Source organism: Leuconostoc sp. UCMA20149, assembly GCF_030400235.1.
Lineage (GTDB): Bacteria > Bacillota > Bacilli > Lactobacillales > Lactobacillaceae > Leuconostoc > Leuconostoc pseudomesenteroides.
This window is the reverse complement of sequence record NZ_VJYC01000017.1, coordinates 14,348-36,653: the sequence shown is the minus strand read 5'-3', so window position 1 is coordinate 36,653 and position 22,306 is coordinate 14,348. Positions and strand designations below refer to the sequence as shown.

Here is a 22,306-nt window from a genome sequence, read left to right as displayed (position 1 = left end):
AAAATTAGTCCCTTGGACAAAAAATTACGTTTTCATGTAAGAAAATGAAAACGTAATTTTTTTTTGGAAAAGACTTGCATTATCCTCATATCATGTATACAATATATCCATAGATAATTAAAGTGAACAAACAGAAGGGGAAAATATGAAATTTTGGAAAAGTGCTGAATGGGAGAGAATTAGTAAACTCCGCGGTCTGAAGTTATTATTAGTTGGAATAGCTGTTATTCCAAGTATTTATGCGGTTATTTTTCTTTCCTCTCTCTGGGATGCATATGGAAATGTAGATAATTTACCTGTTGCCATAGTCAACAAAGATCGAACATCCGAAATTAACAACAAGGATGAAAATTTAGGACAAGATTTAACTAATAAATTGATTGAAAAAAAGGCATTAAAATTTAGCACGGTGTCTTCAAAAGAAGCTTCCAAAGGCTTGAAAAGTGGGAAGTATTACATGACACTGACGATACCAGAGGACTTTACAAAGAATGCCGGTACGTTGTTAAGTTCAGATCCCAAGACTTCACAAATTATTATTGCCCATAATACAGGTCAGAGTTTTATTGCCGAAAAGATGACCGCGTCTGCTGCTACAAAAATCCAAGCCACTGTCAACAAATCATTACAAAAGGTTTATAACAAAACTATTTTATCAGCGATCACTTCCTCTGAGAGTGGGTTGAAGTCAGGTTCTGACGGAGCGTCAAATTTGGACCAAGGTCTTGGCAAATTAGCTGATGGCGGCAATAATCTCAGTGATGGTGCTAAAACATTAACCACTGGTGCATCATCTCTGAAAAATGGATTATCTCAATATACACAAGGGGTTTCACAGGCAAATAGCGGCACAAATAGTTTGGTCAGTGGTACGGTTTCTGCAGCAAATGGATCCACCGCATTAGCTAATGGCACTGGACAATTAGCCAGCAATATGTCGCTGTTAGAATCGGGCAGTCGGCAGATTGCACTTGGTGCGCAACAATTAGCCGACCAGCTACAAAAGATTGGTAATGAAATTAGCAACCAGCAAAAAGCAAAAACAAGCGACCTAACTAAACTTGAAAATGGTTTAGAAGATTTATCAGATTCTCTTTCGACTCTGGATAAATTGGAAATCCCCACAATTAGCATAAATCAGACACAATTAGAAGAGGATTCTGCAAATTTGACGTCTTCACTTGGTGCAACGGGCCAAGATGTTAAAAGTTTAAGCGAGTTGAGTCAAAATACAGAATTTAAGAACTTTCTTGCTAGTAATCCAGATTTTGCGAAGCAATATGCAGCCATAATGGATGGCTTGTCAAATAACGTACCAAAGAGCATCAAGGCAGCTGAGGGCATAAAAGGACAATTGGATAACTTAGATGCGGTTTTGCCAGAATTAAACGCGCTGCAAAAAAAACTGTCTTCTTTTAAGGTCCAAGCAAAAGCGGGTTCCTTAGCTGCTGAGGTGGCAAAAAGCACTATTGAGACATTATCGGATAATTTGACAACTATCAGTCAAGGTTTACTTAACGACGCGGTACCAGGAGCACAAAAGCTTGCAAATGGTGCCGAGAATCTGAACGCCGGACAAAAAAGAGCAACTGCGGCTGTCAACCAATTAAATTCTGGGGCTGGTCAATTAGCAAGTGGCAACAGTCAGCTCGCTGTCGGAGCATCTCAACTCAGTTCTGGATTGAATCAATTGAATAATAATAGCGCTACTTTGAACAGTGGAGCAACTCAACTCCAAACAGGTTCTCATAAAATTAGCGATGGGTCGTCACAATTAGTTTCAGGATTGCAATCCGCACAGCAGGGAACGCAAACGTTAGCTCAAAAACTAGCTGAAGGCTCCATAAAGCTTTCTGTCATTAATAATAAAAACCGCAATGTCAATGCATTAAGCCAACCAGTAAAAAGTTCGCACCATAATCTCTCAACTGTTCAAAATAATGGTACAGGAATGACACCATATATGATGTCTGTAGGACTATTTGTTGGAATGATAACTTTCAGTGCGATTTATGATTTTGTTACTGTTGCAAAGCGTCCGCGAAACGGCTTCGCTTGGTGGGCACAAAAACAGGCAGTCAATGTACCAGTATGGATTGCACAAGCTCTGTTATTAACGACACTATTGTTACTAGTAGATGGTCTTGAACCTAAAAACATTCCACTGCTGTACCTATCCGCATTAATTGTAGCGTTCGCATTCAACCAATTTGTCCTATTATTTAGTACTCTATTTGGTAAACTAGGCTCTGGGTTAATGATTATTGCATTAGTTCTGCAACTGAGTGCTAGTGCTGGGTCATATCCTATTGAGTTGTCAAATGGTTTCTTTCAAGCAATACATCCATGGATCCCAATGACTTTCTCAGTTCATGCATTCAGAGAGGCAATTTCGATTGGCGGTAATATTACTGGTGACTTGATAGTTTTGCTATCAATTGGTATTATATCAATGGTATTAACATGGGGTGTATATCATTGGAAATTGAAGCATAACAACCTTATTTGGTCTCAAGATTAATAATCATGTTATTTACCAAGAGAAGATAGGTGGAAATATTATAATGAAAATGTCCAAAGCTGTTGAACAAAGTTTAGTTGTATTGGTCATGCTTGAACTTCAAACAGATCATGAACCCGTGAAAAGCTATCTACTTAGTGATCGTTTACAAGTTTCAGAGTCCTACCTTAAAAAAACAATGAGAAAGTTGGTTGTTGCAGGAATAGTAGATGCAATTGCTAGTAAAGAAGGTGGCTTCAAATTAGCTAGACCGACGGACAAAATTACATTACTGGACGTTTACGAAGCAATTGAAGGAGATGGCAGTTTTATTCATTCAACGCAGTTAGCAGATCGAATTTTTTTGAACCAACAGTCAGATAAATCTGTTGAAGATGTTCAAGAAGTTTTGGATGTTGCCATTGCTGACGTTCTGACAACTTTTAGTGCGGCCGAGCAGGATTTTAAAAAAAGGTTAAAGAGTTATACAATTGCAAATTTAATGCAAAATGTTGACTCAACACAATTTGGTGAAATTGATTGGCGCTAGCCCACTCCAAAAATTGTCATATAACAAGGTATTTATAGATTATATTTTTCGTACAGATAGTGTTTGAGTTTTGCCAAGCACCGATGAAAGAGGCGACATCTTATTTAGATGCCGTTTTTTTATGTCCAATATATGTCATGAATTAGAAAGGAATGTCATGAAATTCTATTTATCAATTATCGCAACAGGAATTGTTAGTTTTATGGGAGTATTAGTTGAGACGGCAATGAATATCACTTTTCCAACATTAATGAATCAATTTAAAATTGAACCAAATGTTGTTCAGTGGTTAACCACTGGTTATTTAGTTGCACTATCTATTTTGGTGCCAATGTCTGTGGTTTTAATAAAAAAGTATAAAATTAAATCTCTATTTATTTCCGCAATACTTTTCTTAGTTTTGGGTACTTTATTGGGTTCACTTGCTGTCAATTTTGAAATGTTGATAGCAGCACGTGCGTTTCAAGGGATTGGTACAGGAATTGCGCTACCATTGATGTACCATATTATTTTGACACAATCGCCTAAGTCAAAACTACCTATTATGATGGGATTAGGTGGGATGGCGACCTCGATAGCTCCAGCTTTTGGACCAGCATATGGCGGGTTTATGCTTCAGACATTTGGTTGGCGTTATATATTTGTTGGTTTGTTACCAATTATATGTTTTTCTTTAATTATCGGTATTTGCAGTATTGAAAGTCATGGAATTGAAGAAAGCTCAGATATCAAAATGCCTCTTAATACACTTGCTTATTTGATTGTTGCAGTTGTCTCTTTGTTTTTATTTTTGAGTCATTTTAAAATCGTATTTGTGGTTATCAGTATAATAGCATGGATTCTTTTTGGTATTACAAACAAGGTTCACAAACTTATAGAGCTAATTATTTTGAAACAAAGAAAATATACCTTACTACTGATTTCATTATTAACGTATCAGATGCTACTATTGTCAGTGGCATTTATCATTCCAAATTTTATTCAAATCAAAATGGGAATTAGCCCAATGCAGGCTGGTATGTTTATGATTCCAGGGGCCTTTGTTGGTGCAATTCTTGCACCAATTTCTGGAAATTTACTGAATAAGTTCAAAGAACAGTATGTTATCTGTTTAGGTACAGCACTAACAATCATTCCATTAATCATTATGATTTGTTACATTGAAATCTTATCCTACAATATATTCCTGTTGTTACATATATTAATGATGGTTGGTGTCGGTGTAACTTATACTAACTTAATGACACTATCATTGTCAAAATTGCAGGTCAATAACTTATCTGATGGCAGTGCAATTAATAATACTTTACAACAAATAGCCGGTGCTTTCGGTACTGTGATTAGCGCGCAAATATTAACGTTCTTTTTATCTAAGAACGAACAAATTGGTATTGTAACAGGTAGCAAAGTTTCATTAATCCTTATTAGTGTGCTGTTATTTATTTCTCTATTTGGCTCATTTAGCGCCCTAAAAAAGTAATTTTAAGGGACACACATTATTAGGTTAGAAAATAGGATCACTGCTGTCTAAAAAAAATTTGTACGTGACATAATATGCACGTAAATTATAGCAGTGGCGTTTACAACGCTACAGTTTGGTAAAAGCTCTGATTATCAGGGCTTTTTTTGTTATGAATTGTGATGACGCGGCCAATATATCATTAGTGCTAATGCAAGTGCCAGAATGAGAATAATTAGCACAAGCATTGCTAAGACACTTTTGATGCCAAAAGCAATAGCTAGACTTATCAAAATAATAAGTGGCAAATAAAAGTACCAATACGAAATCAAATGACCAACAAATATGATACTCAAATACAGGATGGTGCCAATGATGTGGCCGAACAGCCAAAATAGAAACATTGCTAATAAACATAAACAAAAGATTAACATGATAGGTTCCTCCTAATCAGAGAGTTGTGTGAGACAAAGTGAAAAAAGATCTTTTGTCACTGAGGGATAGTTCAATAGATTCTTAATACCAAAGTGCGTTTGGGTATAAGCACAGACCAGATAACCAAAATACCAGTCATGACCTGATTCACTCAGACCATCCGGGTGGTCAACAAAAAGACGTTGCAACCGCTTTAAAATACGCGGGCCAAAAATAGCATCGTCAAAGATTGCTTGTGCTAAACCTGGGTAGATATATTGGCCATTGCTCTCTAAAATGACTAACCCGTTGGCATTAGAAGTTGTAGACAATGTTTTAGTTGTGAGTTTTGACATGAGTTTTCTCCTTATGGGACAGGTGACCAGTATCAATCCAGCTACGCGTCGCTTTATAAGCGGACTGCTTGAAAGCCAAGCAAGCTAAGACATAAAAGCCAGCCAGGGTGAGCAAGACATACAGCATCGTGCCATTGATGACCATTAATAAAATATCCACACTGATAATTGTTGCGGCAATAGAAGTGATAAGGTTGGTAATTCGATTCATAGTAGTTCTCCTTGATTATGTACGCACCAGGCAGAAACTTTTTCCTGTTGGCCCTGCCTGTGATTGGTGTGTTATTTCGTTTTGACGAAGAACATGGGGACACAAGCAGCGCAGAATACAAGGGTGAGCGTAGCGAATTTACGAAGCCCTTGTATTCTGTGCTAGTGCTTGTTGCTGTGGTATCATCACCACAGCTTACAAGTCACTGGTTGTGGCACAATGTTTGACTCAAAGCGAAGTGGCACCCAAGAGCTTGGCAGGACTAGCGTAGCGTGTTTGATCCCGCTTGCGGGTCTGGGGAACACGGCAAAAGATTTTTACCGCACATCATCTTCACGCGCAATTATAATCACACCGACTAGGTAATATAAAATATAGACCAGCATGGCAATTAGCATGAGAAGTTTAAAAACGAATACACCCATAAACACACTCCTATCTGTGATTAAAATTCCTCGTAGTCCGTTGTCTCTTGTTTGTACTCAGCACTGATTTCTCGTAAATCTAAATCATCTGCTCCTAAAATCACTTTTTCATCAAAATAGTGACGTTTACCAATTTCAACAGCTTGGGTCAGTTTCTGCTCATCTGTGAGTGTATCAGGGACATTAACTGCCACTGCTGTTCTAACCAATGTTTCCATATATTTAACGTTGACGATTGCCATATTATTCTCCTTAAATTGTGGTTCTTAGAGTAACGTGTTTACCCTCAGCCAATTCTTCCGTGATAAATGCACTTAATCGCAGTGCTTCATCATCTGATAAATCAATTTCGCCACTGTCGTTGCTAGTGGACTCACTGACATGAATTTCACTACCGCCCATAGGGAATTCATCAGACCATGAAAAGTAACGTATGGCTATATTTTCAATGACCTCATCATTCATTGTCATCTTCCTCCTGTTGGTTTTTCGTGTAGTAGGTTAGTCCATTTTCTTCAACTTGTTTGAACATTTGGATAAAGTCCTTATCAAGGATATTTTTCTTTTTTTTCAATTCAAACTGTGACCAAGTAAATTCCATTGCTTGATATTGACTAGGCGTAATACTGCTAGGTTTTACTTTGGTATCAAGACACAACATAGCTTGATAAAACAACTTTGGACTTTCTTTTTGCAGGGCTTGCAAAGTGTTAAAAATGGTGTTGACTAATGACACACTGACACTCGCTTCGACCATTTCTTCAAAACCTTTACTTAATTGGGCTTTGTAGTGACTGGTTGGCACTTTGATCTCATTGAACAAATACGTCATATCAGCGATTGATTTTGCCATTTTGGCGATAGGTAACTTACTAAAGTCATCATAGAATTGCTTTGTCATTATTTTTTCTCCAGTTCATCAACATTGACTAATTGAATATTATTGCCGTATTGGGTAGCTAAAAAGGCAAATGTGTCTTTCAAAATATAATCTTTAGAACGATTAACGCCATAGATTTGTAAATAAATTGGATAGCCATGCGTGAGGACAACTTGCTTATCAGTTGAAGCACAACGCACGGTATGACCACTGTTACGAATGAGTTGATAGTAAACTTTCATAATAAATAAACCTTTCCAAAATCTTTTCCTGTTGGCAATCGCTCCAATTGAGCTGGTTGCGTCGTGACGGGTAACAATTGGCATGATAACCAAAGAAACACAAGGATTGCGCAGCAACTTGCCACGTCCTTGTGTTTCTTTGTAGAGCCTGTTTGGCGCTTGCGCCTTACAGACTCTTTATCATGCGATTGTGAAAACGGCACAGAGCAAACAGAACAATTTGGTGCGATGCGAACGGAAGTGAGCCTTTTGAACCCCCAATTAACTTTACTGGTGTGGTATCAACCACGCCTGTCAAGTTAATGATTAGGGGGACTGGGAGAGGGGCTATGACTAAAAAGTAGTCATGGCTTTTTTTTATTGAGATATTGACTGAACAATAGCATCAAGAATTGTATCAATTGAAACACTTGCTAGAATATCTCCATAATCTTTGAAGTAAGTCCCGTTATATCTTGCTAGACCATTACTAGCCACGGTTATTTCATCACCATTTTTTAGGGTTGCAATCATCACACCATTGTTAGTGGTTCTTTTACTTACGATTTCAAACGGGTTAGTTTCTGTCATTTTGTTGCTCCTTATCTGATTTTGGTGAGTGATAGTCTGGGTTATTGAGCCACCAGTCATTCATGATTTTAAGCAACTTTTTACGAATTGTTGCTGCACTGGCTTTTGGGTTGCCACATACTATTGCTGTAACATCTTTATCAAAGACAAGATTTGATAATGGATATTTTGGAGAACGTAGTGAGAAAAAATAGTCATAATCACCGTCCTTGTAGTCATTACGGTACGCTTGCAAGTGAATTGGTTTGAAGGTTGACTCACAATCACGCCAACTTAATAATTCTTCTGGTCTGGCAATATTTTGTTCAATGATCATATAGTCGGTTGTCAAACCTTGTTGAGGGCTATACCATGCCATAGTGTCTCCTTTACATCCAATCGGGTCTTTCATCACCATCAATACTGCCGTGAATATGATTTACTAGGCTTTCGTTTGTGACCGTGATGTTGTTGTCTGCGACGTAGCCAATTGTTAATCTGTCATATTTCTCATTTAGACGTTGATGGTGTACCCAATTGTTGTTGACGGGGTAGTAAAGTCCTAGCTCGGATAACTCGTCTTCCAATCCCGACCAAACATTAGCCGTCAAATCATCTTCATCATAGCTTTTAGCTTCATAAACAAGTTCTACGGCTTGAATAGCACCGCTAGGAATGATTACCTTTGCTAGATTTTGTAAGTAGGTTTCCATTCTAATAATTCTGATATTCATTTTTATATACTCCTGATTATTTAAACTGATTTTCTGCAAATGAGTAATAATCATCTGTGCTAACAATAAAATGGTCATTAACTGGTACTTGTAATAGCTGACCAACTTCTCTTAGTTTTTGTGTTAAGGCAATATCTTCCTGTGACGGAATTAAATGACCACTGGGATGATTATGCGCAAGAATGATACTACTGGCGTTATTTAAGAGCGCTATTTGAAACACTTCCCTAGGGGATACAACAATACTCGAAATCTGTCCTATGGCAACCGTGTCTGAGGCGATAACGTCCAATTGAGAATTTAAGCTCATGACAATCAATCGTTCTTGCAATTGACGTCCGAGTTTATGTTTGAGATAATTACCGACTTCCATTGCTGATTTAGCTTTAAACTCTACGCTGACATCTCTCAATTGAAAACTTGAATTTGTGACTGTGATATTAGACATTATTTTGTCCTCCTGTTGGCCTGTTTTGTGACCAATTTATTCTTATTGCGTTGTGAACGGACAAACTAAAACAAGCCAGGGCGGGTTTGCAAAGCTCGCGTTGCGACACGTAGTGCTTGGCCTTGCAAATTTAGCCCCAAATCTTTGGACTTTAGTCCTTAGATTTGTTTGGCTTGTTAGAGTTTTGGTAGTCATAAAAGCAAGAATAGATGGTGCATAACAGCCAGCAGGAAGCAAAGCCATCACATTTAAATGGTTTGAATATCGTTTGAATGTGATGGCTTTTTTGAACCCCCAATTAACTTTACTGGTGTGGTATCAAGGTATCGACCACGCCTGTCAAGTTAATGATTAGGGGGACTGGGGGGATTGTGTGGTCTCAGGAAAAACCATTTACTTTTATGAGGTTATTTAAAAGGTTGGTATATTGACCCTATATTAAACAAAAAAGGAGCTACAAAATGGCTAAAAAAACGATTGACCAACAAATTAAAGAAAAGCAAACACGTTTGGATGAACTCGATTTACAAGCAAAAGCAATCCAAGAAGAAAAGCGCGCCATCAAAAAAGACATCAAACAACTTAATGATGCCCTTGTCGCTGAATTGGGACGGTCCCTGTTAGCCAAAATGAATTTGGAAACAGATGACATTGACCAGGCGTTTGCTGAATTGAATCACTTACCAATTGACAAACAAGTTGGAGGACAAGCTCATGGCGATCAGTAAAGAAGAACGTGCGCAGCTTAAATTATTACCAATTCGTGGCTATTGCGATTGGAAGGGTATTCCTTACACAACGGACACACCCACTGAGTTACGTATGGTTGATCATGACAGTTTGGTGGTTAGAACAAAATTAAACCGCTTTGTATGGAACTCAACTGGTGTTAAAGGTGATTTGGTTGATTTCATTCACTACTACGAATTAGGCAAATCAGACGGGGACAGCAAAGGTGCCGCTATTAAAAATCAACTGGCCTACGCACGCTTTGTCAAAGGTGAAAATATTGATGTCTCTAAACTTTATGAAGACAACACCCCGCGTTACAAGTTTGATTATGACAAGGTCTTCAAAACCCAGGAAACAAATGTTGCCAAAGATTATTTAGTTAATCAACGAAAACTCAATCCGCAGTTTGTTGACAATTTATTGAAAAGTGGCGCAGTTGTACAAGGTAGCCGTTACCGTGAAGGTGATAAGCTGCATCAAAACCCCGTCATCTTTCCCTGGAAGGATGTGAATGGCAAAATTGTTGGCGCTGATCGTCAAGGAACTGAACAAGACTTTGAACATTACAAAAAGCGTGGCACATCCAAAAAAATCTTTGCTGGCAGTGATACCTCAACGGGCTATAACCTCTCTTTTGGAACAGGTGACAAAACATTGATTTTATTTGAAAGCCCAATTGATTTATTGAGTTACGCCCAACAAAACCATCAAGACATGGTGAAAAGTAACGCCACACTGTTGTCTGTATCTGGGACTGATGCTAAACGTGGTTTGCAATATCTAAATGATGCCGTTGCTGCTAAGCAAGCCAAATTTAATAAGATCATTGTGGCCTTTGATAACGATGTCGCAGGGTTTAAAGCCGCTGATTACTTTGATCGTTTTAGTTTTAAAAATCCAATTACTGGTGAAGCGATTGAAACAGAGCGTCATATTCCCTTACAAGGCAAAGATTGGAACGAACAACTTAAAGCAGGTGTTACAGGCCGTCGTGTCATGAGTATGACGAATAATGCTAATCGCTTAGATGCCTTAGAAAAACTTGCAGTGCAAGAGACACAAACAGGCAAGCCAGATTATGTGGATGTCAAAATGAGCACCATTCAACATGTTAAGGAAGTCTCAGACACAAAGTCAAATAAGCAAACATGTAAACGTCGTTCTAAAGCTGATCGGCGTAAGGAAAATGCTTTAAAAAATAAGCAAATTATTCAAGAGGCAATGGGGAAGGTAGCTAAGTACCAACAAGATCCCGCTGAACTTAAAAAGCTCCTTGATTTTACTGCGACTGGCTTAAATTATTCGGCTCGTAATTCAATGTTGATTCAACTACAAAATCCAAAAGCTACCTTGTTAAAAGGCTATAAACAATGGTCAGCGGATGGTATCCAAGTCAATAAAGGTGAGAAGGGTATCAAGATATTTGGTGCCCCTACCAACTTAAAAACAATTATTACAGCAAATGGCGAAAAAATACGCTGGTCTGATGCAACGCCTGAACAAAAGCAATTAGCCAATAACAAGCAATTGGAAGTCCGTAGTGTGAAACATTACCCAGTCGAAACGGTGTTTGATGTTCGCCAAACGAATGCCACTGCTGCACAATTGCCAAGCATGTTACCCAATCGACCAATTGACTTAGCTACGGATAAAAGTCCAAAACATTTGGATACGGCCTATAAAACATTGTTGAAGTTCGCCGACAAACTTAAAGTGCCCGTCATTGACCAAGGTGTAGATGAACAAATTGCCAAGCGGCCAATGACCTGGCAGGGACAAGCAAAAGGCGCCTTTGTCCAATCAAAAACCAATAAGGATGAAAAATATATCCTATTGCGCAGTGATCTTACCCCAACCGATAAAATCCACACCTTAGCACACGAAATAGCGCACGCGCAGCTTCATTCTTTGCAGAGTCAAAATAATTGGCCCACAGCCATTAAAGAAACGCAGGCAGAGTTATCCAGCTATGTGATTACTAAAAACCTAGGCATTGAGCCTGGTGAGAAAAGCGTTGATTATATTGCGGGTTGGTCAAAGAATTTAAAGGCGCTAGAGGGTCAAAATACTGGCAAAATCATTAGTCAAGCACTCAAAGCTAGTACCGATGTGACACAGTATCTATCGGATAACTTGAGCAACGGTGAAGTCCGTCAGCCAAAAACAACAAAATTGCTTAAGCCTGATAAGTTAGCGGTTGTCGAACAAAACTATCAGGCCATTAATCAAACAACTACACGACACATGTAAAGGGAGCAAAACATGTCACAAGAAAACATTCAAGAACTTACAGGCTTTATCACAGGCATTACAAAGTCAGCCGAAGTTAATATTTTATCCTTTCAAGAAAAGGGTCAACCAGGTGCCATTGCTTTGACAATTGAAACCAGGCGCTACCACGAATTATTTCCAGCTGGCGATCCAATTTTAGGTATTGAAATGGTGGCCGTATTACAACAAGTTGGCAAGAAATTACAAGTGGTCTCAATTTATGATCCCGAAGGTGATTTTATTGCCGCTGATGAGGTGCCAGAACTTGGCCAATTGAATCATCAATTAGATGATGTCAAAAGCACTGATGTCTACACAAGTTTAATCGCTGACCGACAAAAAGCAGTCGATCACATTGATGCGAGTACAAGCGAATTAGAAGAACTGGCCAAAGAACATGATGCTGCTATTCAAGTTCCTGAAAGCAATACGAATTATGGTGATCCCGTTACCGACCAGGGAGGGAATGAATGATTGAATTAAAACAAAACAATCCCACACCTTACCTTGATCGGTATACAACAGACATTAGTGCCAAAGTGATGTCTGATCCAGAAAAATATCATGCCTACGAACGTGAAAGTATTACGCGTCGTATCATGGTCTCACTCATGAAACAAATTCAAAATGCGCCCTTATTGGTTGGGTTACCAGGTGTTGGTAAAACAGCCATTGTAGAAGACCTAGCCAGACAATTAATTGATACAAAGGTGGCTAGTTTACAGGGAAAACATCTGATTCAAATAAGTTTGGCCAACTTGATGAAAAGCAGTGATGGTGAGTCATTTGCGCATAAATTTCAAGCCATCATTGATGAATTGATTGCCAATAAAGACACTGTGATTGCCTTTATTGATGAAATCCACCAAATTGTTGGGACTGGTGCTGAAACCTCAGGCAGTTCATTGGATGCGGGTAACATTATCAAACCAGCTCTGAGTCGTGATGATCTCCAAATTATTGGGGCAACAACCACGAAAGAATTTCACGAATATGTGGCGCGTGATGGCGCACTGATGCGGCGATTTGATTTGATTGAAGTGCCAGAATTAAGCTTTGAACAAACTAAACGTGTTTTATCTAAAGTTGCCTTACAACTAAATAACGCTATTGAAGTGCCAGAAACAGTACAAGACAGAATTATGGCACTATCGCAACGCTATATCACTGACCGTTACTTTCCTGAAAAGGCAATTATGTTGTTAGATGGTGCGTTAAGTGTCGCACGCCTAGATAATCGACCAAAACTGTCAAATCAAGACGTAGCTACGATTATCCATGATGACTATCATGTGCCTGAATATGTCATTAATCAGACGACTGATGAACGATTATTGAACTTGTTACCAAGACTAAAAAGCCAGGTGATTGGTCAAAACACGGCCTTAGAAAAAGTTGCGATGAAACTGACTAACCGTGAAGCAGGACTGGCTGACACCTCAAAGCCTGAGTCATTTCTCTTTATGGGACCGACTGGTGTTGGTAAGACTGAGACAGCCAAACAACTAGCGCTAAATCTATTTGGTAACGCTCAAAACTTTATTCGCTTTGATATGTCTGAGTTTAAGTTTGCAGGGACTAGCCTAGAACGGTTTAAAGATCAACTCACAACTAGAGTCAGGCACACACCTTATGCCGTATTGTTGTTGGATGAAATTGAAAAGGCTGATCCAGAAGTGATGGACTTACTTTTGCAGGTCTTAGATGATGGTCGTTTGAGTGATGAATATGGTCGGGTCATTAACTTTAAAGACTTAATCATTGTCATGACAACCAACTCAGGGGCCACAGCAGTGATGAATCGTGATGCCAAATCAGATTCTGTTAAAGAAGACAAAAAGCGTCAAGCCAACTTTGAAGAACAACTCGAAATTGCCTTGCAAAGCGATGGTTACCGTCCTGAGTTTATCGCTAGAATTGGTGCCATTATTGTCTTTGATGTCTTAAAGATGGCGGATATGGTGCGAATTGTTGAATTGAAGTTGTCATGTCTCAATCAAAAAGCACAAGAGAGCGGCTTCAATATTGTTTTTGACACACAAGAGGTGGCGCGCTATATCCCATCGTTTGACCTGGGCTTTGAGTACCTCAATGGGACACAAGAAGTTAGCTCACCAATTGCCAACTACATCGCAGACGTTGGTTATAAACCGTCTCGTGGTGTTAGACCAATTGATGACACGATTGCTACATATGTGAGTGATCCAGTTTCTGCCGCAATTATTCAAAAGCGGCAAGGATTAGGACAAGACTTTGACACTTTCATCTTTAGAGCCATTGGTAATCCACCATCTTTGACAAGTCCTTATGGTGAATGGCAAGTTGTGGTTTCCACAGTTAAGGAGGCAACAGACAATGAAGCTATTTAAAAAAGATTACCGCGCTGAAAGACAATTTATGCGCGAGAGTTACATTCGTTGGCGTGGTCGTCCCTGGTTTTTGTGGTTGTATGGCATTATAGCAACTATTGGAGTTATATTCATATCGCTTTACGTCACGATTATTGTTGACTTGTTAATAAGAGTAGTTGGCCCATATATTCAAGCCTTCAAGTTTTATATGCAAAGTGGTGTTGCGCAATGGCCTGAATTCAATGATGTCATGAACATGACCGCCACTGTGCTCAATCCACTCAATATTTTCACTATTCTGTCTCGACTAACTTTAGTGACAAGCGTGGTACTAACCATTTGCTTGTTAATCCTACTTAAAAAATATGTCTTCCAGCGCATCTATGACTGGTATCAATTGTTTAGAGATCAAACGCGTAATACCAATCGTTTTGCGGAAGTACGTGAGGTGGATAAGGTTTACAAATTGATTCCTGATCGCAATAAGAATTTTAAGGGTCGCCCAGGACAACCAGTGCTGCACACAAAAGGATACACCTTTGAATTCTTTATGATTCATCCGTTCCTGTGGGCGTGGCAATGGTTCAAGCGCCCGCTTGGAATGAATTCTTTACAATTTGGTGGTATCTACAAAAAAATACGTCCCGTTTTACTGGAACGTTTGCCAAAGTTATTTGAAAAGCAACTGAATGTTCAAGGCGGTTTTGATGGTTTTTATTGGGTGGATACCAGTAACACACATTCAAAGACCACTGGGATGACGCGTTCTTCAAAAGACCAAATGCGAGGCTATACCTTAATTGACATCATTCGTCGTGCCGAAATCAAATGGAACATTATTGATACGGATGCCAAAAACGAAGATGCCAAAATGAGTTATAAGTCATTACGCACAGCGGGCTATGACGTGAAACTACTTAACATCATGGAGCCAAGTGAGTCTGAGTCCTGGAATCCTCTTGAAATTGCGATTGATTATGCCTTTGATGGGGATTGGGACAGTGCCAATACGGAATTACGTAAGGTTGTACAAGTCATTGGTGGTTCAAGTGGTGAAGAAAGTAGCCACAAAGATATTTGGGATAGTGCCGCTGAAAGCACCATTCAAGCAGTCATGCTAACGGTGCTAGATATTGCAGTACGTCACCAGGACAAATCAATGGTGACAATTTCAAACGTTTTGCAATTCATCAATGATATGAACAAGTTCACGGATAAAGAAGGTGATGGCTTAACTAAGTACATTACTAACATTGGTAAACTACCGCGAACACCAGCGCGCAATATGATTATTCTAAACGCTGCTGAATATCTGTCCGCCACAGGTGATACCAAATCATCAATTTCTTTCTCAGTTATGAATCGTTTGAATTTATTTGCCTCAGAGTCAATCACACGTCTGACAACCTTTAACACTATCAATTTGACCGAATTAGGGTTTCCAAGAATGCTAAAGATTAAGTTCTCTGACCGCTATAAAGGCGTTCATGTTAGCATTCATGTTTATGAATCAGGTAAAAAGCATGCAATAGAAAAGGACAAGCTAACGGTGTCCCAATCAGGCACGCTAACTTATCCGATTCATAACCATTTACCCGTCTCATGGCAAATTGAGTTGTCACTCGATAATGACGGCAATTCAATTGCGATGCGTAAACAAAAGTTTACGTTGACTGGTAAGATTGTACAACGAAAATTGCTCAATGGCAAGATTAAGCGTGACTTGTTCTCTAAGCAACCTGTCATCCAATGCCTGGTCGATCAGATTAAACCACAAGGCACAACTGAGACACCAGGAGTCACCTTGCGTTACTCAGAAAATCCGATGGCAGTCTTCATCATCACGCCACAGTCTAACGATGATTTCTCTGCTTTGGCCAGCTTGTTTATTTCACAGGTTTTCTCAGTCAATACGGACATTGCATCAACGATTACCCGCAGGAAAATGGACAGTTGGATACTTTATAAACTCAATGAGTTTTCTATGTTCCCACGTATTCCAGGCTTCACCAATATTCTCACGCGTGGTTTAACCTACGGGCATTTTGTTGATTTGTATATTCAAACCTTAACACAATCGCGTCTTCATTATTCTGAAATGGAAACTAATGACATCAATGGAAATACGGGTAACTGGTTCCACATTTTAACTAATGATGAGTCAACAAATGAAGCCTTATCCAAGCAATTAGGTGAGGTTGAAGTCCAAACCGAATCAGTCAACTCACAGATTGGGTTAGATCGTCAAGATCGTGGAAACCGTCATGCACAAGTTAGCAAGGTTCGGCTGTTAGATGCCAAAGAAATTAGTGAGTTAAGTCCGCGTGAAATGATTACCATCCGTACCATCAAACGTGCGGATAAGAAGGGAAGATCAGTTAGACCTTTGCCAATTTTCTCTACGGGTGCTTACCGAATGCCATTTGCTTATGAGTTATTAGGTAAGCAATACTCACTTGACTACTATACGGCTGGTTTGAATATCAAAGCGCAGCATAACGATTTGAAATATGATGATCTTTACCATGACTTTGTCCCTTACTTTGATGAATTAGATCAACAAGTTCAACTTGAAATAGAGGAAGAAGGCGCAGGTGGCAATCAAATTGATAATCGTCAACTCAACACGTTAGCTGATGATGAAATCAACAACATTTTGGCCAAAGCGCATCAAGGTATCGAAACACCCGCAGTGCAAACGCAACAAGAACTCTCTGATGAGGAACGTTACTTGCATTGGAAACATGACTTTAACCCTGATGAGCCATTTATGACCGAAGAACAACTAGATAATGTTGAGCTACGTCAAATCGTAGAGAAATCCATCAAAATGAGGATACCACGCTCAAATAAAACGGAAGAACAAAACAGTGCCGTTGCTTACTTAAATCGTGGTAAATATCTGACACTTTCTGGCAACAACAACAACGGTAAAGTTCTAAGATTACTAAACAACGAACCCGCATACATGTGGGAAATTTATAAGCAGCTCAACGCTGCGACAATTCAAGGAGAGGTCGAATGATAAATCTATTTTCGGGAATCAATACGTTAGCAGATACGTTCCCAACATTACCTAACAATGGCCCAACAGCCGATTTTTACAATCAATGGTCGCAATACCTATCACCATTGCCACATATATTCTTAACGCTGATCATGTTATTCATGCACAGCATTGCGTTAATTTTCTATTACATTGCGAATGCAGTCTTTACTGCTTATCAGTCATCTTTCAAACTGTTAGACTTTATGAATATCTTTTTTGAGCCAAATAGCGATGTTTATCAAAATTGGAATTTAGGTAATATTCTTAAAGACTTCTTGTATCTGGGTTTTGTTATATTTGGCATTATGATGATGGTGCAGTGGATACAATATACCGCTACTTCTGGTCGCAAGGGCAGGGAATGGCCAAAGGGTATTACCATTACAGTTGCCGTTATCACGGCTTTACCCTGGGCGATTGGATTGATGAGTGGTATTGGGACAGCCACGGTCAATGATACGTCAGGTACAAAAGAAAAAAATATTGTCACACAATTATGGCAAGGTAACTCTACCAATCTACGAACATTAGCCTCAAATAACTTTGACCTGAATAAATATAAAGTCTACTTGAGTAACCATCCAATTACTGGAGAAAAAATTGAAGGTTCTGACTACCATTCAGTCATGAGTGATGCCGGATACACAGACGGTTTAAGCGACGCTCAAAAATCAGTATTCACCAAGAAAATTGGTGGCAATGGCAACATGGTTGATATTACTGGTGATTCACTTGTCCTGGGTAAGACATTTGCGGATGATTATCCAGTTATGAAAACAAACTGGTTAGGCATTATTGGTGGTGAGATCGTCTTTATTATCGTCGTAGCTGGGGCAATTGTCCGTTTGCTATCGTCTGTTTATAAAATGGCCTTCATGGCGGGTTCAATTGTGTACTTTGGCCTAAGAGATGGCACACAAGGCAAACGTGTTCAACAGGTTCTAGGTATGATTGAGGGACAAATCACAGGTATCGTCATGATGCCAATTTCATTAATTTTCTTCTTTGCCTGGGTAGAATTTGCCTTTAATACCATTAATGGTTTAGGTCTAGATATGTGGCCATTTACAATTTTGTCGATTGCCGCTCTGTTAGCTGGTGGTAAAGGACTTGCAGGTGGCTTTGAAATGATTGAGCAATGGACTGGTGTTCGCTCAGGTCATAATCCCGTTGCTTCAATGATGTTAGCCAATCAAGCTGCCCACATGGTAGGTGGTGCCACAAGGGTTGCCAAGAAAAATATTGGCAAAGGCCTCAACGCAATTTCTCCAGAACAAAAAAAGAAGAATCGTGAACTAGGTAAGAAGATTGCCAACTCGGGTGGCAATCAAGGCTTAGATAATAGTAAAGCACTGACTGATCATAACTTAAATGATACTGGTGTCGATGCATCCGTACAAGCCACAGGGAAGGCGGCAAAGGCGGCTGAGGTAGCTGGACGTACAGTCGGAGCAATGAAGCATCCAGGTAGTTTATTAAAAAACACTGGTCGTGCGGCTGGTGATAAAGTTAAAGGTAGCGTGAATAAAGCCGTTGGCAATGTCAAAGATTATGCTGGTGGTGTCGCCGACAACTTTGCAGGAGGACAACAAGCCGTTGAAGCCTTTAACAAACGTCATTCACCTGTGACACCAAAATCAAACAGCGGTGATACACCATCTTCTTCTCAACCACGTAATGTGCATGAAGCACTTTCAAAGGCTGCCACAGATTCACCTAATTCTCATCCTAAGGATACAGCAAATAAGTCTAAATCTAACATGAGCCACGCTATGTCTGATGCACACCGTGGCTTACCTACTGGAACTAATTCACCCAAGTCTAGCGCTACTAGTTCAACCAAGCCAATTGTGAGTGGCGGGACAGTTGTTCAACCTAAGGGAGTTGGTGCAACACCAGCAACCATGTCACATCCAGACACCCCACGTTTGAGCGGTACATTGCCTGGTAGAAAGACAGTGACTCAACCACTGACACCTGTTCAACAAAAAGAAAAGGATCGCGCCTGGGCTGAGAGTGTTATTGCAAAGCAAAAAGCGAAAATGCAGAATCAACAAAACGTATCAAGTAAAGAAGACAAGTGAAACTTTTAATTTGTAGGCTAATACGGTAAAATTAACAGTAGTTGAGTTTAGGGGGTGTACTGATGGAGAAAATTAAGCAAAATAAAATTTGGATTACAATTGTGGTGATTGGAATCATTGTTATCGGAATTTTGTTAGCCATGTTGCACCAACAAAAACAAAACAGTCCTGAGGCACAATCATCAAGTTACGTGTCAAGTGCTAAGGCTTCATCCGCCTCAACCTCAGTTCAGGACAAGAACAATGAAAAAGTGTATGCAAAAAAAGCCGCTTCGATGAAGGGACATGTTTTGATAATGGGTGAAAATCAAGTTTATTTCACTACGTGGACAGCTAAAGAGTTTAAGAATTGGGCTAGTCATTATCTTGCGCTATCTGAGTCCGAAAGAAACAAGGACGGTGTTAAAGAAAGTTTTGGCACTCCAGTGAATATTGAAAACAGTGACACTAATATGTTGTATCCCCTCGATAATTGGGCCAAACAAATCGAATCTAATGGCACACCTTCTGATTACTTCTCCACAGTTAAGGCATATAACAAACAATATCCAGGTGTTAATCCTGATGATATAAAGAAATAGCTAATTTAAAAGACAGTGATTACTTAAGAATCACTGTCTTTTGTTTTGTCCTAAATTATTTTGATTGATTCAAAACTTGCTCAAGCACTAAATCCACAAAGGCGCTTGATGAGCGGAATCCTTGTTTGGTAGCCAACTTCTCAATGCCTTGTTTTATCTCAGGGCGAATGGTGTAAGTCGTTTGTACTTTACGACTACTATGATTGGAGGAAGGGAGCTTGAATGCATCACCTAACGATACCTCCGATTGTGGTTCGTCTCGACTAAAGGCATCTGCCATTTGTTTTTGAGCGCTGGCTTCATCAAACATACGTGGGTCTTTTTTATCGTAATCCATTATTTCACACTTTCTAATAGCTTTTGATAAGCCTCATTAATTTGCTGCAAGGTTTTAGGGTTGCGCTTGGCTTGTTCTAAATCAAACACTGGGGTTTTAAGCATGGTTGAGCTATTAAAGACTTCGCGCTCATTTAAGACAGCCACAAGGTTGTCAATCTGATCAATAATCTGGCCAAATTCATGACTTGAACGGGTATTGTGCTTCACACGATTAGCAAGGTACAAAACTTTCGCTTCAATCAGTGATTCTCGTGTTCTAATATCAACGGCATCATCACGGAACTCTTTCATCCGTAGGTCAAATTGTTGTTTTGATTGAATAAAACCATACTCTGATGGTTCTAATGGCACCACAACATAATCAGAAACGGCAATCATATTCTTAGTGAGGGTCCCAAATTCTGGGTGGGTATCAATTAGAATATAGTCATAGTCTTTAATTTCCTCAAGGTGATCTTGCAGCCACATCATCATCAAAAAGTTCTTATTGTTCTTTGATTGTAATGTACCTTCTAATTCATCTAAATGAGGACTAGCAGGCAATAAACCTAATTGCGGGGTAATTTGTCTAATTTGTGCTAAAGCGCCTGTAAAGACGTCATATAGCGTATTTTTATTAGTATAGCTTTCATAGGTAGAGGACAAGTTACCTTGATAATCTGAATCAATTAACAAGACCTTGTAACCTTGTCGAATTAGAAAACTTGCGAAGTTAAATGTCATCGTTGTTTTACCAACGCCACCTTTAGATGCTGAAAATGTAATTGTTTTACTCATGATGAAGCTCCTTAGTTATTTTATCTGTCAAAACGAAATAACGATGAAACCATCAATCCAGGCATGTAAAACTCGTTTACATATACATTATATCATACGTATAACATATATATCAATACATTAGACTTTAAATATAGGTATAGGTATGTTTGTGTTATAAGAGGAACATATACACATATATTAATATCGTATATAGATTGGATACACAAAAAGATAACAAACAAATCATTGTCTCCTGTTCGTGCAGGGGGCTTTTTCTTCGCCTCAGGAAAAACGATTTACCTTTATGACATTCTTTCGATAACTTGTACACTGACCACAGATTGGACTTCAATCCAGGCAAAAATAACTTGTTAAAGGAGAAATTATATGTATGAACACTTTACCCCTGGACGTAATATTTGGAAGAAAGTGTCTCGGTGGCTATTTTTCACAATGGAACGAATCTTTGTCTTAGTCATTGTCTTTGGTATTACTTATCTGATGATTAAGTCTTTCTATCCGTACAACATTGGCAGGTATGGACTAATCCTGCTTATCAGTAATGCGCTGCTAGCTGGCTTTTTGATTCTACCTAGCCCAAGCAATCCAATGGGTCTCATGTATCAAGAAATTCTACGTGGCATCTTAAAATCTAGCAAGCACGCCACAGGTGATCTAACTGCGATTACTGAAAACAAGAAACGAGAGGAAAACTAATGGGAATAAAAGCTAAACAAACTCAAAAGGGAAGGGGTTTAACCGTTGTCAAACAAGAACTTGATAATCGCAAACCAATTCCAATCTACTTTGCTTTACCTTATAAAGACATTTTGAATAAAAAAGGGCATCCAATTCTATTGGCAGATGATACATACGCTGACATGCTCAATTTACCTGGAAAAGATTTGGATTTTCTGAATGCAGAAGGTGATAAGAGTTCTAACGCCATTATCGCTGACTTTCACCAGTTACTATCAATTTACGTGGAAGACTTTGATATTTTTGTGAGTCAACTACCCGCTGACACCCGCATCCAACAAGCTTCATGGGGACAAGAGCTAGTGAGAGTAGAAAGTCAATTAAATAGTGGCAATCTAGATGATCGTCACTACCAACAGTTGCTGATGGTGCGTCAAACTATTTTGCAAGAAATTAATATTGAAAAGAATGTGGTCGGTGACATTAAGCATCAAGAATACACTGCTGTGATCTATGGTAAGACGTTAGCTGACTTAGATAAAAACCGTCGTGACTTTATGGCACACGCAGGCATGGCGTTTACACCTGAGCCAGTGTCAATTAATCGTAAAAAGATGGTCATGTACCAAATTAATAATCCTGGGGAAACCTTAGAACTGGAGGAGAAATAAGC

At 39.2% G+C, this 22,306-nt stretch carries 26 protein-coding genes; 13 read left to right on the top strand and 13 right to left on the bottom strand.

The genetic code is table 11. The features are described 5' to 3' along the window. Positions 1–145: 145 nt before the first annotated feature. The 3 genes from FF105_RS10125 to FF105_RS10115 all read left to right on the top strand — a co-directional run bounded on the left by FF105_RS10125 (position 146) and on the right by FF105_RS10115 (position 4,530). The gene (locus FF105_RS10125; RefSeq protein ID WP_290046811.1) at positions 146–2,521 is read left to right on the top strand and encodes a YhgE/Pip domain-containing protein; all 2,376 of its coding nucleotides are present in this window, start codon (positions 146–148) and stop codon (positions 2,519–2,521) included. Between the two features lie 43 nt (positions 2,522–2,564). Further along, positions 2,565–3,050 carry an RrF2 family transcriptional regulator gene (locus tag FF105_RS10120; protein ID WP_188351281.1) on the top strand — a complete coding sequence of 162 codons (486 nt, stop codon included), beginning with the start codon at positions 2,565–2,567 and terminating at the stop codon, positions 3,048–3,050. A gap of 202 nt (positions 3,051–3,252) precedes the next feature. Further along, positions 3,253–4,530 carry an MFS transporter gene (locus tag FF105_RS10115; protein WP_290046809.1) on the top strand — a complete coding sequence of 426 codons (1,278 nt, stop codon included), beginning with the start codon at positions 3,253–3,255 and terminating at the stop codon, positions 4,528–4,530. A 149-nt stretch (positions 4,531–4,679) separates the two neighbouring features. Here FF105_RS10115 and FF105_RS10110 read toward each other — a convergent pair whose 3' ends face one another. From FF105_RS10110 to FF105_RS10100, 3 genes are read right to left on the bottom strand one after another with little or no spacing between them, the layout of a single operon-like run. Next, on the bottom strand, positions 4,680–4,943 hold the full coding sequence (locus tag FF105_RS10110) for a hypothetical protein (RefSeq protein WP_150288775.1): 264 nt from the start codon (positions 4,941–4,943) through the stop codon (positions 4,680–4,682). Between the two features lie 12 nt (positions 4,944–4,955). Further along, positions 4,956–5,279, bottom strand: a complete 324-nt coding sequence (locus FF105_RS10105; RefSeq protein ID WP_290046808.1) for a hypothetical protein — start codon at positions 5,277–5,279, stop codon at positions 4,956–4,958. After that, complete coding sequence (locus FF105_RS10100; protein WP_290046806.1) at positions 5,260–5,490, bottom strand: hypothetical protein; 231 nt, start codon at positions 5,488–5,490, stop codon at positions 5,260–5,262. Before FF105_RS10100 ends, FF105_RS10105 begins: the two co-directional genes overlap by 20 nt. 17 nt (positions 5,491–5,507) lie before the next feature. On the opposite strand from FF105_RS10100, the gene FF105_RS10095 reads away from it, so the two are divergent. Further along, complete coding sequence (locus FF105_RS10095) at positions 5,508–5,717, top strand: hypothetical protein (protein WP_290046805.1); 210 nt, start codon at positions 5,508–5,510, stop codon at positions 5,715–5,717. A 218-nt stretch (positions 5,718–5,935) separates the two neighbouring features. On the opposite strand, the gene FF105_RS10090 is transcribed toward FF105_RS10095, so the two are convergent. From FF105_RS10090 to FF105_RS10055, 8 genes are all read right to left on the bottom strand, one after another. Beyond that, a complete protein-coding gene (locus tag FF105_RS10090; RefSeq protein WP_290046804.1) occupies positions 5,936–6,157 on the bottom strand; it encodes a hypothetical protein in 222 nt (73 codons plus the stop codon). Positions 6,158–6,167: 10 nt separating this feature from the next. Further along, positions 6,168–6,380, bottom strand: a complete 213-nt coding sequence (locus tag FF105_RS10085) for a hypothetical protein (RefSeq protein WP_290046802.1) — start codon at positions 6,378–6,380, stop codon at positions 6,168–6,170. After that, the gene (locus FF105_RS10080; RefSeq protein WP_290046801.1) at positions 6,373–6,816 is read right to left on the bottom strand and encodes a hypothetical protein; all 444 of its coding nucleotides are present in this window, start codon (positions 6,814–6,816) and stop codon (positions 6,373–6,375) included. Before FF105_RS10080 ends, FF105_RS10085 begins: the two co-directional genes overlap by 8 nt. Next, positions 6,816–7,037: a hypothetical protein gene (locus FF105_RS10075; RefSeq protein WP_290046800.1), complete on the bottom strand. Its 222-nt coding sequence runs from the start codon at positions 7,035–7,037 to the stop codon at positions 6,816–6,818. The genes FF105_RS10080 and FF105_RS10075 overlap by 1 nt, the downstream gene beginning before the upstream one ends. A 357-nt stretch (positions 7,038–7,394) precedes the next feature. Further along, a complete protein-coding gene (locus tag FF105_RS10070; RefSeq protein ID WP_290046799.1) occupies positions 7,395–7,607 on the bottom strand; it encodes a hypothetical protein in 213 nt (70 codons plus the stop codon). Continuing rightward, entirely contained in the window at positions 7,594–7,965 is a 372-nt protein-coding gene (locus FF105_RS10065) for a hypothetical protein (protein WP_290046798.1), read from the bottom strand. Before FF105_RS10065 ends, FF105_RS10070 begins: the two co-directional genes overlap by 14 nt. A 10-nt stretch (positions 7,966–7,975) precedes the next feature. Further along, positions 7,976–8,320, bottom strand: coding sequence for a hypothetical protein (locus FF105_RS10060; RefSeq protein ID WP_290046797.1), 345 nt, complete (start codon positions 8,318–8,320; stop codon positions 7,976–7,978). A gap of 16 nt (positions 8,321–8,336) precedes the next feature. Beyond that, positions 8,337–8,768, bottom strand: a complete 432-nt coding sequence (locus tag FF105_RS10055) for a JAB domain-containing protein (RefSeq protein WP_290046796.1) — start codon at positions 8,766–8,768, stop codon at positions 8,337–8,339. A gap of 461 nt (positions 8,769–9,229) precedes the next feature. Here FF105_RS10055 and FF105_RS10050 point away from each other — a divergent pair, with 461 nt between their 5' ends. The 7 genes from FF105_RS10050 (at position 9,230) to FF105_RS10020 (ending at position 19,836) form a co-directional block, all read left to right on the top strand. Beyond that, positions 9,230–9,496, top strand: coding sequence for a hypothetical protein (locus FF105_RS10050; protein ID WP_282821841.1), 267 nt, complete (start codon positions 9,230–9,232; stop codon positions 9,494–9,496). After that, complete coding sequence (locus FF105_RS10045) at positions 9,483–11,750, top strand: toprim domain-containing protein (RefSeq protein ID WP_290046795.1); 2,268 nt, start codon at positions 9,483–9,485, stop codon at positions 11,748–11,750. The genes FF105_RS10050 and FF105_RS10045 overlap by 14 nt, the downstream gene beginning before the upstream one ends. 12 nt (positions 11,751–11,762) lie before the next feature. Beyond that, the gene (locus FF105_RS10040; protein WP_290046794.1) at positions 11,763–12,245 is read left to right on the top strand and encodes a hypothetical protein; all 483 of its coding nucleotides are present in this window, start codon (positions 11,763–11,765) and stop codon (positions 12,243–12,245) included. Then, positions 12,242–14,140, top strand: coding sequence for an AAA family ATPase (locus FF105_RS10035; protein WP_290046793.1), 1,899 nt, complete (start codon positions 12,242–12,244; stop codon positions 14,138–14,140). Before FF105_RS10040 ends, FF105_RS10035 begins: the two co-directional genes overlap by 4 nt. Then, a complete protein-coding gene (locus FF105_RS10030; RefSeq protein WP_290046792.1) occupies positions 14,127–17,147 on the top strand; it encodes a type IV secretory system conjugative DNA transfer family protein in 3,021 nt (1,006 codons plus the stop codon). Before FF105_RS10035 ends, FF105_RS10030 begins: the two co-directional genes overlap by 14 nt. Further along, positions 17,144–19,255, top strand: coding sequence for a pLS20_p028 family conjugation system transmembrane protein (locus FF105_RS10025; protein ID WP_290046791.1), 2,112 nt, complete (start codon positions 17,144–17,146; stop codon positions 19,253–19,255). Before FF105_RS10030 ends, FF105_RS10025 begins: the two co-directional genes overlap by 4 nt. Positions 19,256–19,317: 62 nt before the next feature. Next, entirely contained in the window at positions 19,318–19,836 is a 519-nt protein-coding gene (locus tag FF105_RS10020) for a hypothetical protein (RefSeq protein WP_290046790.1), read from the top strand. Between the two features lie 55 nt (positions 19,837–19,891). Here the strand turns inward: FF105_RS10020 and FF105_RS10015 are convergent, their stop codons facing one another. Together FF105_RS10015 and FF105_RS10010 are read right to left on the bottom strand one after the other, a co-directional pair. Beyond that, positions 19,892–20,173, bottom strand: coding sequence for a hypothetical protein (locus tag FF105_RS10015; RefSeq protein WP_290046789.1), 282 nt, complete (start codon positions 20,171–20,173; stop codon positions 19,892–19,894). Further along, the gene (locus FF105_RS10010; RefSeq protein ID WP_290046788.1) at positions 20,173–20,952 is read right to left on the bottom strand and encodes a ParA family protein; all 780 of its coding nucleotides are present in this window, start codon (positions 20,950–20,952) and stop codon (positions 20,173–20,175) included. Before FF105_RS10010 ends, FF105_RS10015 begins: the two co-directional genes overlap by 1 nt. A gap of 369 nt (positions 20,953–21,321) precedes the next feature. Between FF105_RS10010 and FF105_RS10005 the strand changes: the two genes are divergently transcribed. Next, positions 21,322–21,651, top strand: coding sequence for a hypothetical protein (locus FF105_RS10005; RefSeq protein ID WP_290046787.1), 330 nt, complete (start codon positions 21,322–21,324; stop codon positions 21,649–21,651). Further along, on the top strand, positions 21,651–22,304 hold the full coding sequence (locus FF105_RS10000; RefSeq protein ID WP_290046786.1) for a hypothetical protein: 654 nt from the start codon (positions 21,651–21,653) through the stop codon (positions 22,302–22,304). The genes FF105_RS10005 and FF105_RS10000 overlap by 1 nt, the downstream gene beginning before the upstream one ends. Positions 22,305–22,306 lie beyond the last annotated feature (2 nt).